This window comes from Streptomyces sp. NPDC059897, from assembly GCF_042730865.1.
In the GTDB taxonomy this organism is placed as follows: Bacteria; Actinomycetota; Actinomycetes; order Streptomycetales; family Streptomycetaceae; genus Streptomyces.
In genome coordinates, this window is sequence record NZ_JBHWKQ010000045.1 from 20,705 (window position 1) to 34,698 (window position 13,994).

At 71.6% G+C, this 13,994-nt stretch carries 9 protein-coding genes; 6 read left to right on the plus strand and 3 right to left on the minus strand.

Annotated features, from left to right (window positions below; translation table 11 throughout):
- Positions 1-206 precede the first annotated feature (206 nt).
- The 5 genes from ACFV9W_RS33010 to moeZ all read left to right on the plus strand — a co-directional run bounded on the left by ACFV9W_RS33010 (position 207) and on the right by moeZ (position 7,108).
- Complete coding sequence (locus ACFV9W_RS33010; protein WP_385768591.1) at positions 207-2,324, plus strand: DUF3492 domain-containing protein; 2,118 nt, start codon at positions 207-209, stop codon at positions 2,322-2,324.
- Positions 2,321-3,859 (plus strand): hypothetical protein, encoded by a 1,539-nt coding sequence (locus ACFV9W_RS33015; protein ID WP_385768593.1) that lies wholly within the window; start codon positions 2,321-2,323, stop codon positions 3,857-3,859. Before ACFV9W_RS33010 ends, ACFV9W_RS33015 begins: the two co-directional genes overlap by 4 nt.
- A 301-nt stretch (positions 3,860-4,160) precedes the next feature.
- A complete protein-coding gene (locus tag ACFV9W_RS33020; RefSeq protein ID WP_385768595.1) occupies positions 4,161-5,129 on the plus strand; it encodes an NAD-dependent epimerase/dehydratase family protein in 969 nt (322 codons plus the stop codon).
- Complete coding sequence (locus ACFV9W_RS33025; protein ID WP_385768597.1) at positions 5,117-5,866, plus strand: spherulation-specific family 4 protein; 750 nt, start codon at positions 5,117-5,119, stop codon at positions 5,864-5,866. The genes ACFV9W_RS33020 and ACFV9W_RS33025 overlap by 13 nt, the downstream gene beginning before the upstream one ends.
- A 63-nt stretch (positions 5,867-5,929) precedes the next feature.
- Positions 5,930-7,108: an adenylyltransferase/sulfurtransferase MoeZ gene (gene moeZ, locus ACFV9W_RS33030; protein ID WP_385768599.1), complete on the plus strand. Its 1,179-nt coding sequence runs from the start codon at positions 5,930-5,932 to the stop codon at positions 7,106-7,108.
- An 88-nt stretch (positions 7,109-7,196) separates the two neighbouring features.
- On the opposite strand, the gene ACFV9W_RS33035 is transcribed toward moeZ, so the two are convergent.
- From ACFV9W_RS33035 to ACFV9W_RS33045, 3 genes are all read right to left on the minus strand, one after another.
- Positions 7,197-8,816 (minus strand): alpha/beta hydrolase, encoded by a 1,620-nt coding sequence (locus ACFV9W_RS33035; protein ID WP_385768601.1) that lies wholly within the window; start codon positions 8,814-8,816, stop codon positions 7,197-7,199.
- A gap of 96 nt (positions 8,817-8,912) precedes the next feature.
- Entirely contained in the window at positions 8,913-10,457 is a 1,545-nt protein-coding gene (locus tag ACFV9W_RS33040) for an alpha/beta hydrolase (RefSeq protein ID WP_385768603.1), read from the minus strand.
- Positions 10,458-10,546: 89 nt separating this feature from the next.
- Positions 10,547-13,315: a lysylphosphatidylglycerol synthase domain-containing protein gene (locus tag ACFV9W_RS33045; protein WP_385768605.1), complete on the minus strand. Its 2,769-nt coding sequence runs from the start codon at positions 13,313-13,315 to the stop codon at positions 10,547-10,549.
- A 164-nt stretch (positions 13,316-13,479) separates the two neighbouring features.
- Here ACFV9W_RS33045 and ACFV9W_RS33050 point away from each other — a divergent pair, with 164 nt between their 5' ends.
- Positions 13,480-13,845, plus strand: a complete 366-nt coding sequence (locus tag ACFV9W_RS33050) for an MGMT family protein (protein WP_385768607.1) — start codon at positions 13,480-13,482, stop codon at positions 13,843-13,845.
- The last annotated feature ends 149 nt before the right edge of the window (positions 13,846-13,994 follow it).

The window sequence follows — 13,994 nt, forward strand, 5'->3', positions numbered from 1 at the left end:
TCCCGCTTGTTTTTTTGTCGGGGGGCTTTTTTTTTTTTAAAAACAAAACAACGGGGGCGGTGGTTTAAATATACCCCCCTCACCCCTTTTGTGGGTGTTTCTCCCAACCCCCACAACCCCCCCACCGGCATGTCCGCATACGTTCGTCCCGCTGCGAGCCGCCAATCCAACGGCGGCTCCCTGTACGGGAGATCGGGGGTGTGCGCGTGCGCATCGGAATGCTTACCGAGGGTGGCTATCCGTATGTGAACGGTGAGGCCAGACTCTGGTGCGACCGGCTTGTGCGCGGGCTCGAGCAGCACGAGTTCGACATCTACGCGCTCTCCACCAGCCAGGAGCAGGAGGACGCGGGGTGGCTCGAACTGCCGCCTCAGGTCATGCGGGTACGGACCGCGCCGATGTGGGCGGCGGCGTCCGGGAGCGAGAGCGGCGCGCGCGACGGCGTGTTCGGGCGGCGGGCGCGGCGCCGGTTCGCGGCGTTGTACCGGGAGCTGGTCGAGTCCGTGGTGGCCGCCGACGCGACGTCCGATGACGAGGGAACGAGCGACGCGGACCGTTTCGCCAACGCGCTGTACGGGCTCGCCGAACTTGCCCGCGACGAGGGCGGCCTCGGCGTCTCCCTGCGCTCCGAGGCCGCCGTACGCATCCTGGAGCGCGCCTGCCGCGCGCCGGGCGCACTCCGTGCGGTGCGCGCTGCCCGCGTACCCGATCTGCTCTCCTTCGCCGCGCATGTGGAGCGGGCGCTGCGGCCGCTGTCGCTGGACTGGTACGAGGACGGGTCGGGGTTCGATGCCTCGGGCCACTCGGCCGGGGCGGGGGCGGGGGCCGGTTCGGCGGTGTCGGCGGAGGCGTCGGCGGTGTCGAGGGCGGGTTCGGAGTCGGCGGCGGGTTCGGGGTCGGGGGCTTCGGCGTCGCCGTTGGGTGCGTCGCCGGGCGCGCAGGGGGTGTCGGGGTCTTCCCCGGCTCCTTCTTCGGCTTCTTCTTCAGGTTTCCCCACGGGGCTTTCCGGAGGTGGCGGGCTCGCGTCCGTCGATCTCTGCCACGCGGCCTCCGGAGGCGCGGCCGCCCTGCCCGGCCTGGTCGCCAAGCACTTCTACGGGGTGCCGCTGCTCGTCACGGAGTACGGGGTGCAGCTCAGGGCCCGGTACCTCGCCGCGGGGGACGCCGAGTTGAGCGCGCCGGTACGCGCGCTGCTCGCCGCCTTCCACGGCCGGCTCGCCGCCGAGGTCTACCGGCAGGCCACCGTGATCACGCCCGGCAACGCGCACGCGCGGCGCTGGCAGGAGCGGTGCGGCGCCGACCGCGCCAAGCTGCGCACCATTCACCCCGGCATGGAGGCCGGCCACTTCGCCGCGGTGGGCGAGCGGGAGGGGCCGGGTGATCCGGACACCATCGTCTGGGTCGGGCGCATCGACCCTTCCAAGGACCTGATCTCGCTGCTGCACGCGTTCTCCGAGATCCGCAAGGAAGAGCCGAGGGCCCGGCTGCGCATCGTGGGGGTGCCGGAGGCCGGCGCTGCCGCGGGCGCGGGGCGCGTGGACGGCGGCGGATGGCCGGCCGACGGGTTCGTCTCCGCGAGGACCCCCGGTGGGCCCGGCGGCGGGGCGGAGGCCCCGGATCCCACGGCCGACCGCGAGGCGGCGCTGTATCTCGGGCACTGCAAGGCCCTCGCCGCACAGCTCTTCCCGGACGAGGCGGAGGGGATCCACGCCGTGGGCGAGAACCCCGTCTCCTTCGAGGAGTTGGGCTCTCCCGAGGCCCCCGACCTCGCCGATGTCTACGGCTCCTGCGGTGTCGTCGTCCTGTCCAGCGTCGTCGAAGGCTTCCCGGTCAGCCTGGTCGAGGCCATGTTCTGCGGGCGCGCGACGGTGTCCACGGACGCGGGCGCCGTCGTCGAGGTGATCGGTGGCACGGGGCTCGTGGTGCCCCCGCGCAACCCGCGGGCGCTCGCGGAGGCGTGTGTGGCGCTGCTGCGCGACCCCGCACGGCGCGAACGGCTCGGCGCGGCGGCGCGGGCGCGCGCCCTGGAGCTGTTCACCGTCGAGCAGAACATCACGGCATTTCACAGCATTTACCTGGAGATCGTCTCGCGCTGCCCGGTACGCCGGGAGGTCGTCGACGACGCGGGCGACCCCTTGCCGTTCGCCTACCCACCGGAGGCGCATGTGCCGGGCCGCTGGACCACGCAGAACGCGGGTGACCGAGGCGGCTCATGGCTGGCCGGGCGCTCCGGCGGGGCGGCAGGCACCAGTTGGGGAGCCGATGGCGGTGCACGGGAGCAGTTGGCCGGGATGACGCAGGGCAGCGGGGAGGCGGAGGGATGACCGGGCGGATCAGCGAACGCGCGAGTGAGCGTGCCGCGTTCGGCGACACCGGTACCGGGGGCGACGCCGATGCGCCCCGAGTACCGGTGAGCGCCGGGGCGTGGGGCGCCGGATCGGCGGAGGCGCTGGGGGCGCGCGACGGTGACGGTTCGGGTGCCGGTACCGGCACCGGTTCCGGCGTCGGCGTCGGCGTCGGTTCCGACGGTGGTGAGGTGGACGACGGGCTGGACATGGGGTTGCTGGGCGACCCAGCGGCGTGGCGTTCGCCCGTCCTCGAAGACAGGGCCCGTGACGACGCGTCCAGCGACGACGAGTCTCGTGACGAGACCTCCCCTGACGACGCCTCCCGTACAGAGGCGGCCCACCGTGCCGATGTCGCGCGGATCGTCGGTCCGCGCGGCGCGGAGACGCAAGGCCCCGAGCCCCGCGGCGCCAACTCCCGCCCCGCCCAACGCCGTTCCGGAGCCGACCCGGTCAAGGGCCTGATGCACCGGCACCGTGAACTGTGCGAGCGGGCCGTCGACCCGCTGGAGATCGCCGCGGGTCTTGAGGCCCACGGCGTCACCGACCGGACCGCCGCCCGCTTCCGCCACAAGGACGTGTTCTCGCTCGCCGAGGAGATGTACGCCCGCGCGGCGAGGGACGGCGACCCGTACGAGACCGTCGTCGAGGCGACCGCTCCCGCCACCGGAGTGCGTGGTCTGTGGGCCGGGCTCGCGCTGCTGCCGGGCGCCTTCTGCGCGCTCACGCTGTTCGGTGTCCACGCCACCGCGGGCACCGTACGTCTGGCCATCGGCCTCGTCGGTGTGCTCGCCACCCTCGTCGCCCTGCGCACGACGCTGCGCCACGGGCCGCTGCGCGCGGTCGACGGCCCCTCCGCGCCCTCGGCCCGGCTGTGGTCCTGCTGGCTGCTCGCGTACGCGCTCCTCGGCGACGGCCTCCTCGAAGCCGCGCTCGCGGGCGGGCCCGACGAGCCCTGGGCCCCCGCGGCCGCACCCCTGGTCGCGCTCGCCGTCTCGGTGGCACCGGCCACCTGGTGCGCCCAGCTCTTCTCGGGCGGAGCACGGCGCCGCCTCGCCGCGAGCCGCGGACTCGCCGAATTCGCCGCCTCCGCACGCCCGTTGCTCCTCGGGTCCGTGGCCCTGTTCGGGCTCGCCCTCGGCGCGCTCCTCGCCCTGGCCGGCGCCGTACTCGACGAGAAGGTGGACTACGCCGGAGCGGGCGCCCTGGGCGTACTGCTGCTGCTCGCCCGGCTCCTCGCCGCGCACCGCCGTACGCACGCCCCCGCGCTCGCGCTGGGCGCCGCCGTCGCCGTCGAAGTCCTGGCCGTCGCCACGGTCTTCGCCGCACGCCTGCCCGGCTGCGACGTCCTGGGCCTGCCCGTCGAGACCGCCGTCGACGCGGTCGGCGCGGGCGTCGTCCCGGCGGTCGCCTGCGCTGTCGCCGCCCTCGTCCTCCTCGTGCACGCCACCCGCACCCTGACCCGGGCCTCCGCCCACGCGCACGCCGACGACCCGATCGGCTGGGCGCCATGACCGCCACCCCCGACACCGGCGCCTGCGTCGAGCCCGCCGTGCCACCGCGGCCGGCACTCGCCACATGACCAGGACCACCCACCTCCCGCGGGGCCGACACCGCGGGCCCATCCGAAGACCCACGGCAACCCTCATAAGGAGAACGCCAGATGACCACCCCTCCTCCCGGAGGCGCCGGATACGCCGGATACTCCGGACCGCACGGGCAGCGCGGCATCCACGACCGGCGCGCCCCGCGCGCAGTGCGCGGCGCCCTCCGAGCGCTCCGAGGGACCGGCGCGCGAGCCCTGGGAGGCACCCGATGAGGGTTCTGCTGATCGGAGCCAACGGGTATCTGGGCCGCTTCGTCGCCGACCGCCTGCTGGCCGACCCCGCCGTGCAACTGACCACGCTCGGCCGCGGCGACGACGCCGACGTCCGCTTCGACCTCGCCACCGGCAGTCCGGGCGCGCTCACCCGCTTCCTGGACGCCGTCCACCCGGGAGTGGTCATCAACTGCGCCGGCGCCACCCGCGGCGGCGCCCGCGATCTCACCCGGCACAACACCGTCGCCGTCGCCACCGTCTGCGAGGCCCTGCGGCGCAGCGGTTGCGGCGCCCGCCTCGTGCAGATCGGCTGTGGCGCCGAGTACGGTCCCTCGCAGCCCGGCTCGTCCACCGCTGAGGACGCGGTGCCCAGGCCCGGCGGCCCGTACGGCGTCAGCAAGCTCGCCGCCACCGAACTCGTCCTCGGCTCCGGCCTCGACGCCGTCGTCCTGCGCGTCTTCTCGCCCGCGGGACCCGGAACCCCGGCCGGCTCCCCGCTAGGCCGGCTCGCCGAGGCGATGCGCCGCGCGATGCAGGCAGGCGACGGGGAACTGAAGCTGGGCGGCCTCGGCGCGCAGCGCGACTTCATCGACGTACGGGATGTGGCGCGCGCCGTGCACGCCGCGTCGCTCTCCGCCGCGCAGGGCGTCATCAACATCGGCTCGGGCCGCGCCGTGCGCCTGCGGGACGCCGCCGCCGTGCTCGCCCGCGTCGCCGGATTCGGCGGATCCCTCCACGAACTCGACGGCCCGGCCGTCGGGATGCGGCCATCCGTCGGCCACCCCCGCACCGAATCAGACCACGGGATGCCTCCCGTGCCGACCGCGTATCCGTACCCCGACGGCTGCGGCAGCTGGCAGCAGGCCGACGTGCGCACGGCCCGCGACCGGCTCGGTTGGCGTCCCCGCATCAACCTCGAAGAGTCCCTCGCCGACATCTGGATGGAGGCGGCATGCCGTATCTGACCCCGACCGCGACCGGCCTGTCGAGCACCGACGTACGACTCGGCTTCGGCATCCCCGGTTTCGCGCACCCCCTCGTCGCACCCGCGGAGTGGGCCGAACTCACCCGCCCCGCAACGCCCTTGCACTGGGTTGTCCTGAATGTCGCGAATGGTCCGGGGGCTCGCCCCGACCAGCACTGCCTGGAGGCGGCGGGGCGGCTGCGGCAGGCGGGGGTGCGTGTCCTTGGTCACTTGGACCTGACCTATGGCGCCCGCGCCTTCGGTGAACTGGTCTCCGACGCCCACCGCTTCCTCGACTGGTACCAGGTGGACGGCTTCTACTTCGATCGCTGCCCCACCGAGCGCGCCGCGCTCCCCGAGGTCAGGCGCGCCACCACGACCCTGCGCGCCCTCGTCGACGACGCGCACATCGTGTTCCAGCACGGCACCCACCCGTACCCCGGATACGCCGAGAACGCCGACCAGTTGGTGACCTTCTCCGGGCCCTGGAGCGACTATCGCTGGTCCCAGGTCGCCGAGTGGACCGCCGACTACCCGCCCGAGCGGTTCTGCCACTTCGTCCACGGGATGCCCCTCGGTCATCTCGAGGAGGCGCTGCGCATCGCGCGCTGGCAGGGCGCGGGCACGATCTACTTCACCGATCGCACGGACCGGGACGGCTCGACCGACCCGTGGGAGGCCATGCCCGGTTACTGGGACGAAATCGTCTCGCGCATCGGACGTGGTGTCTCGGAATGAAGGAGGGCGTGGCAGTGTTACAGACGGAACAACCGTACGTAGATACCGACCAACGGAGTCCCCGTGTCGCTGCCACCCCTGGTCGAGCCAGCTGCTGAGCTCACCGTAGACGAGGTCCGCAGGTACTCCCGCCACCTGATCATCCCGGATGTCGGGATGGACGGGCAGAAGCGGCTGAAGAACGCCAAGGTGCTCTGTGTGGGCGCCGGTGGCCTTGGCTCGCCGGCCCTCATGTACCTGGCCGCCGCCGGCGTGGGCACGCTCGGCATCGTGGAGTTCGACGAGGTCGACGAGTCGAACCTGCAGCGCCAGATCATCCACAGCCAGGCCGACATCGGCCGGTCCAAGGCGGAGTCCGCGAAGGACTCGGTCCTCGGCATCAACCCGTACGTGAACGTGATCCTTCACGAGGAGCGGCTCGAGGCCGACAACGTGATGGACATGTTCAGCCAGTACGACCTGATCGTCGACGGCACGGACAACTTCGCGACGCGCTACCTCGTCAACGACGCGTGCGTGCTGCTCAACAAGCCCTACGTGTGGGGTTCCATCTACCGCTTCGACGGCCAGGCCTCGGTCTTCTGGTCCGAGCACGGGCCGTGCTACCGCTGCCTGTACCCGGAGCCCCCGCCCCCCGGCATGGTCCCCTCCTGCGCCGAGGGCGGTGTCCTGGGCGTGCTGTGCGCGTCCATCGGCTCCATCCAGGTCACCGAGGCGATCAAGGTCCTGGCCGGCGTGGGTGACCCGCTGGTCGGCCGCCTGATGATCTACGACGCCCTCGAGATGCAGTACCGCCAGGTCAAGGTCCGCAAGGACCCCGACTGCGCGGTCTGCGGCCCGAACGCGACCGTCACCGAGCTCATCGACTACGAGGCCTTCTGCGGCGTCGTGTCCGACGAGGCGCAGGAGGCGGCCGCCGGTGCGACGATCACTCCGAAGCAGCTCAAGGAGTGGATCGACGACGGCGAGAGCATCGAGATCATCGACGTCCGCGAGCCGAACGAGTACGAGATCGTCTCCATCCCGGGCGCCAAGCTGATCCCGAAGGGCGAGTTCCTCATGGGCACGGCCCTGGAGAGCATGCCGCAGGACAAGAAGATCGTCTTGCATTGCAAGACGGGTGTCCGCAGTGCGGAAGTCCTCGCCGTGCTGAAGTCCGCGGGCTTCTCGGACGCCGTGCACGTCGGCGGCGGCGTCATCGGCTGGGTCAACCAGATCGAGCCGGACAAGCCGGTCTACTGAGCCTCGGCTCAGCAGCTGTGAGCTGATCGGACGGGCCTCGCGCACGCTGCGCGAGGCCCGTCCGTCGTATCGGGGCGGACGCTCGCCGTCAGGAGCACACCTTGCCGTCGCGCGGTATTCGCCCCTCCAGGAGATACGCGTCGACCGCAGAGTCCACACAGGCGCTGCCGGAGCCGTACGCCCCGTGCCCCTCGCCCTTCCACGTCAGCTCGACGCCGACGCCCTCACCCAGCTCGTCGGCCATGCGTCGGGCCCCTTCGTAGGGAGTCGCCGGGTCGCCGGTGTTGCCCACGACAAGAACGGGAGCCGCTCCCCGCGCGCTCACATCCGGGTCGTCCCACTGGCCGGCGACCGGCCAGTCACGGCACCAGCCCGCCGTGTCCCAGCCCATGTACGACCCGAACACGGGCGAGATCTCCCGGAATTTCGCGAGCCGCTCCTTCGTCTCCGCCACCGTGGGACGCACCTTGTCGTCGAGGCAGGAGATCGCCCGCTGGGAGTGGCTCGCCGTGCCGTAACGCCCGCTCGCGTCACGGTCGTTGTACGAGTCGGCGAGGGCGAGCAGGCTGCTGCCGTCGCCCCGCTCCGCGTCCCGCAGGCCTCGTGTCAGGGCGGGCCAGCTGTTCTTGCTGTACAGAGTGACCGCGATGCCGGTCGTCGCGAGCGATTCGTTCAATTCGCGGCCGCCCGGGACGGACAGCGGTTTCCCGTCGAGCTTCTTGAGGAGCGCGGTGATCTCGCGGGCCCCGTCCCCGGGGTCCTTGCCGCGTGACCTGAAGTAGTTGTCGAGAGCCCGCTGGAAGCCTCGGGCCTGGTTCTCGGCCTGCGCGATGCGTCCTGCGGTCGGATCGACCACCGCGTCCAGGGCGAGCCGCCCGACCTTGTCGGGGAACAAGTGGGCGTAGATTCCGCCCAGTTCAGTCCCGTAGGAGACGCCCATGTAGTGCAGCTTCTTGTCGCCGAGGGCCCCACGCATCAGGTCCATGTCGCGCGCGGCCTCGGTGGTCGACACATGGCCGAGCAGCGCGCCGGCCTGCTTGCCGCAGCCCTTGCCGAACGCGACGGCGTCCTGGAGGTACGCCGCCTCCTCCGCCGCGGTGTCCGGGGTGAGGTCGACGGCTTCGGCCGCCTGCATCTCCTTGTCGCTGCGGCAGCGCAGCCCGCGGCTTGCCGAGACGCCGCGCGGATCGAAGCTCACCAGGTCGTAGCGCTCACGCAGCTTCGAGTACTGCGGGGCGAAGGCCGGCAGCAGGTCCACTCCGGAGCCGCCGGGGCCGCCGAAGTTGAACAGCAGGGACCCGATCCGCTCGCTCCCATCGCCCCGAGCCTTGGTGCGGATCAGGGCGACGTCGATCGTGGGCCCGGCCGGCTCGGCGTAGTCGCGTGGCGCTTTGAGCGTCGCGCACTGCCAGTCGGAGCCGGGCGCGGGCGAGCCCGCGTGCGCCCGGCAGCGGCCCCAGTCGAGGCGCTGGTCGGTGAGCGACGAAGGGAGGGCGGGGGAGTCTCCGTCGCCCCGCGCCGCGCCGCCGGGACGTGAGGCGGATGCGGACGGCGACGTTGGATCGCCGCCGCCGCGCTCGCCCGATCCGCTGCAGCCCGCGACCGGCCCGGCCGTCAGTACGACGGCCGCGGCCAGGGCCAGCACGCGGGCCCCTTTTCCCCGGCGTGTGCGTGCGCCCGCGGGCGCACGCGAATCCTGTGCCGCCATGGCACCTCCCCCCTCGACTGCCCCCGTTCGAAAGACAGTCAGGCCATCGTAGGAGCGTGCGCGGGGATCCGGCTCAGCCTGTGGACAACTCCGGGATCACTTGCAGACCGTTCCCTCGTTCGGGGGCTTCCCACTGAGGAGGTAGGTGTTCACGGCGCCGTGCACGCACTTGTTTCCGCTGTCGTACGCCCCGTGCCCCTCGCCGTCGTACGTCAACTCGACGCCCACACCCTTGCCGAGCGCGTCGACCATCTTCTTCGCCCCCTCGTACGGGGTCGCCGGGTCGCCGGTATTGCCGACGACGAGGATCGGGTCGGAGCCGGGCGCGCTGACGTCCGGGTGCTCGGCTGCCCCGTCGACGGCCCAGCCGGAGCAGTTGAGCATGCCCCAGGCCAGATAGTCACCGAACATCGGGGACGCCTCGCGGAACTCCGGCAGCTTCGCCTCGACGTCCTTCGCCGAGTAGCGGGGCTTGTCGTCGGCGCAGTTGATGGCGATGTTCGCCGCCTGGATGTTGCTGTACTTGCCGTCCTCGTTGCGCCCGTTCATGGAGTCGGACAACGCCATGAGGATCTTGCCGTCGCCGTCGTAGGCCTGCTGGAGGCCCTCGGTCAGGTACTCCCAGAAGTCCTGCGAGTACAGGGCCTGGGCGACCCCGTTGGTCGCGGCGGTCTGTGTGAGGTCGCGAGGGAAGATGCCCGGGATCGGCTTCTCCTCGAGTTCGTCCAACAGCTTGGCGATCTTGGTCTTGACGTCCTGCGGGGTGTCTCCGACGGGGCAGTCCTCGGCCTGGGACGTGCAGTGCTTCGCGTAGTTGTCGAGGGCGAGCTGGAACCCCTTCGCCTGGCCGAGCGAGCCCTCCTCCGGGTCCTGTGTGGGGTCGACGACGCCGTCGAACACGGCGCGGCCCATCTTCTTGGGGAACAAGTGGGCGTAGACGCCGCCCAGTTCGGTGCCGTAGGAGACGCCGAAGTAGTGCAGCTTCTCGTCGCCGAGGACCTGGCGCATGAGATCCATGTCGCGGGCCGCGTCCGTGGTGCGTACGTGGGGCAGGACGGTGTCGGAGTTCTTCTCGCACGTGCCGTTGAACGTCTTGATGTTGTCGACGAGCTTCTTCTGCTCCGCCGGGTCGTCCGGCGTCGAGTCCTGCTGGAAGTACTCGTCGAGCTGCTTGTCGTCCTCGCACTTGACGCCTGCGCTGCGCCCCACGCCGCGCGGGTCGAAGCTGACGAGGTCGTAGCGGGTGCGCAGCTTCGCGTACTCGGAGCCGAAGGCGGGAAGGGTGGTGACCCCGGAGCCGCCGGGGCCGCCGAAGTTGAAGATCAGCGAGCCGATGCGCTTGTCCTCGTCCCCGCTGGCCTTGGCGCGGATCAATGCCAGGTCGATCGTGTCGCCCTTGGGGTCGTCCCAGTCGAGTGGCGCCTTCATGGTGGCGCACTGCCACTCGGCTCCGCCGGGAAGCGGGGAGGGTGCGTCGCCGCCGCCCTGCGACTCCGCGGGCGCGGGACAGTCCTCCCAGCTCAGCTCCTGGGACGAAAGATCCACGTCGTCGTCCGTGTCGCTGCTGCACGCCGCGAGCGATACGGACAGCAGGGTGGCGGCGGTCAGGGCAGCGGTACGGGACCAGGACGGATTGGGCATGCGTCCATCCTGCGGCGGCGGAGTGCGGGGCGCTCGGGCTGCGGGCTGTGCGAGTGAGGTCGTCGCCGCCCCGGAGATGCCCAAGTCGCCTAGAGGGCGCCCTTCCTTGTCAGGTGGTTGAAGAACAGCCATCCGGGGAGGACGGGGAGCCACAGGGTGAGCAGCCGGTACAGCAGCACCGCGGGCGCCGCCACCTCCTTGGGCAGGCCGACCGCGATCAGACCCACCGTCAGGGTCGCCTCGACGGCGCCCACGCCACCCGGTGTCGGGGCAGCCGAGCCGAGCGCGTTGCCGGCGAGGAAGACGACCGCGACGCTGGCCAGGCTGATCGTGGTCTGCGTCTCGTCCCCGAAGGCGCGGATCGAGGCGTCCAGGCACATCACGAAGCAGGCGGTCAGCAGCAGCATGCCGCCGATGCCGGTGAGCAGCTTGCGGGGGCGCTGCAACACATCGAGCATGCGCGGCACGACACCGGCGAAAAGTGAGCGCACGCGCGTGACGACGAATTTCCGCAGGAACGGAATCGACGTCACTACAAGGACGAGCACAGCGACCGTCAACAGGCCTGCGATGACCGTGCGGGACGGCGACAAGGAAGGCGTCTTCTCCGTCCCTGTCAGGTAACCGAAGGTCAGCAGGAGCAGGATGTGGCTGCCCATGCCGAACAGCTGCGAGGCGCCCACACTTGCCACGGCGAGCCCCGGACGTACCCCCGCGCGCTGCAGAAAGCGCGTGTTGAGCGCCACTCCACCGACCGCCGCAGGAGCCACGATCTTCACGAAGGACCCGGCCACCTGGGCGGCGACGGCCCGCATGAAGGGGACCCGTTCCGGCACGAAGCCGAGCAGGCTCATGGCGGCCGCCACGTAGCTGAGCGCGGAGAACAGCACCGCGAGGCCGACCCAGCCCCACTCGGCCTCGCCGACGATCGCCCCGAAGTCGATGTGGGTGAGCTGCGACAGCAGGAAGTACGCGCCGATCGCGCCGGCGATGAAACTGATCAGCGTGCGCGGCCTGATGCGCTCCAGACGGGCCGGTTCGACGGGCGCCTGCGGCCGGATGCGCAACACCTGGTGACGGATCTGGGTCAGCAGATCCTCCTCGCGGGCCTCCTCCAGAGCCTCGTCGAGGGCCCGCTTCTCGGCCTGCCGCTCCGCCTTCTCGGACTTCTTCTCGGCGCGTACGGACACCTTGCCGGTGTCGGTGGCGGCCGCCTCGTCGATGCGCGTCTGCTTGGCCTTGCCGGACGCCTCCAGGACGGCCTCCCGCTCGCGCTGGGCACGCTCACGCGCGAGCCTGCGCAGCGTCGCCCTGGTGGAGCGGGTGAGCGCGATCGGCTGCAACAGCGGCAGACAGTCGGCGACGGTGTCCGGGCCGAGGACCTCCACGGCGGACGCGACGGTGCGCTCGGCGCCCGCCCGAAGGCCCAGCGTCGTGAGCAGCTGTGCGATGTCCATGCGGAGAACCAGGTCGCCCGCGGCGATCTCACCGCCGCGCAGATCCGTGAGGACCACGGTGCCGGAACGATCCACCAGAATCGCGTCGCCGGCCAGCCTGCGATGCGCGATCCGCCGCGACTGGAGCGCCTGGACCTGGTGCCAGGTGTCGCGCATCAGCTCATCGGTGATCTCCTCGTCCGGCAGCGAGTCCAGGGACCGGCCGCCGACGTGCTCGTAGACGAGCATGACGGCATCGGGGCCGAGCTCGGACGTCGCGATCAGCTTCGGCGCGTTCGCCCCGGCGGCGATGGCCGCGTAGGCGAGCAGCGCCTCCTGCTCCAGGGCCTGGCGCAGCGACTGGAGGCTGCGGCGCTGCGTGATGCCGCGCAGCGTCAGGCGCCGCCACACGCGGTAGAAGAAGCCCTGTGCCTGCTGCTCCCGGTCCACCACGGTGACGTCGAGCGGTGGGCCGTCCTCCAGGGTGACGAAGTAGCGGCGCCCCCGGTCGCCGTTCTCCGTGGTGCCCTCATGGGCTTCCTCACGGGAGGCGTTGACGGGGCGGAAGCCGACGTGGCGCAGTCCGGCGAGGAGCGTCTGCCCTGTGGGGCGCACGTTCGGGGAGCCGACGGCGTACAGCGTTCCGTAGGCGACGGTCCAGCCGATGAGGACCGTCAGGATGATCGAGAACGGTGTCGTGTAGCCGGTGACGAGCATCGCGAAGGCGTCGAGCAGCAGTACCACCCACAGCACGACCCGCCACCGTGGTCGCCGGGACATGCCGACGGCCGTCATGTAGGCGATGACGGGCGCCAGGTAGCCGTGCACCGGATCGGTCAGCGCGTGGATGTCGCCGGGCGACACCGTGGTGAGCGCTTCCTGGATGGACTGCGGGGCGGCCTTGGCGACCCAGAGGTCCGTGGCGAGGGTCACCCCGTGCGCGAGGACCGCGGCGAGCACTCCGTCGGCGATCCGCAGGCCGTCGCGCTTGATGAGGCGCTCGATGGCGAACGCGACCGGCACCAACAGGATGGCGATGCTGGAGGCGAGACCCGCGAACTTGGTCAGCAGGTCGGGCGCCTGTCCCGTGCCCTTGTCGATGTCCTGGGCGAAGCCCGAGGTCGTGCCGTGCGCGAACGCCGCGATCGCCATGATCACGACGACGGCGAGCACGCCCACGAGGAGCCGCATGAGGTCGGAGGGGCGGTGCACGCGCGCGGGGAGCAGCGGTTCGTCGCCGTCGACCTGCTCGGTGTGCGCGTCCCCTTCGGCACAGTCGGGGTCGTGCAACGGCTGCTCGTGCTTCGTTTCGACGGCCCGTTCGCCGTCGTCGTCAGGGCGCGCCGGTGCCACAGAGGTGCCCTCCGCCTTGTCGGGGTGCACGCTCTGCTGCTCCGTGGTCTCTTCTTGATCTCGTATCACCAGTCACCGCCCGCACGATGGTGGCATGCCGCACCGTCATAGGGGGGCATCAGGGTGCATTCGAGGAGGCGGGAGTCCTCGCCGGGCGTCGCGGCCCGCGACTGTGGGGGCCGCCTCCCGTCCGTCCCTCCGCACTGTCGGTGCCGTGCGGCAGGATGGGCCGGATGAGCAAGGAGAGTGAACCTGCGGGAGAGCTTCCCGCCTACGCGGAGCGGGTCCTGGACGTCGCGGAGCTGATCCCGCGCGGGCGGGTCATGACCTACGGGGACGTGGCCGAATGGCTCGAGGAGGGCGGCCCCCGCCAGGTGGGGCGGGTGATGGCCCTCTACGGAGGCGCGGTTCCGTGGTGGCGTGTGGTGCGGGCGGACGGACAGCTCCTGCCGGGCAGCGAGCTGCGCGCGCTCGACCACTACAGGGAGGAGAGCACGCCCCTGCGGGAGGCCCCCCGGGCCGCCGAAGGACACCTGCCGCGCCTCGACATGAAGCGCGCGCGGTGGGACGGCCGGTCCGGTACGGAAGCTCACAATTGACAGCTTCGGCCATCCCGCGCGCGGGTGGGGGGCCGGTGGCCCGTATGGGGGAAACGGGGCATGCGGGGCACTTCGGCACCCCCGTGTCCGTTGGTGAGACCGGGCACATCTGCGCCCGGGGGAGTGCGGAAGAGGCGCCGGAAGCCCGG

Bases quoted from the DNA above. Each gene is read 5' to 3' on its own strand.
- ACFV9W_RS33020 (WP_385768595.1), top strand. From the start codon at position 4,161: ATGAGGGTTCTGCTGATCGGAGCCAACGGGTATCTGGGCCGCTTCGTC.
- ACFV9W_RS33015 (WP_385768593.1), top strand. From the start codon at position 2,321: ATGACCGGGCGGATCAGCGAACGCGCGAGTGAGCGTGCCGCGTTCGGC.
- ACFV9W_RS33040 (WP_385768603.1), bottom strand. From the start codon at position 10,457: ATGCCCAATCCGTCCTGGTCCCGTACCGCTGCCCTGACCGCCGCCACC.
- ACFV9W_RS33025 (WP_385768597.1), top strand. From the start codon at position 5,117: ATGCCGTATCTGACCCCGACCGCGACCGGCCTGTCGAGCACCGACGTA.
- ACFV9W_RS33035 (WP_385768601.1), bottom strand. From the start codon at position 8,816: ATGGCGGCACAGGATTCGCGTGCGCCCGCGGGCGCACGCACACGCCGG.
- ACFV9W_RS33050 (WP_385768607.1), top strand. From the start codon at position 13,480: ATGAGCAAGGAGAGTGAACCTGCGGGAGAGCTTCCCGCCTACGCGGAG.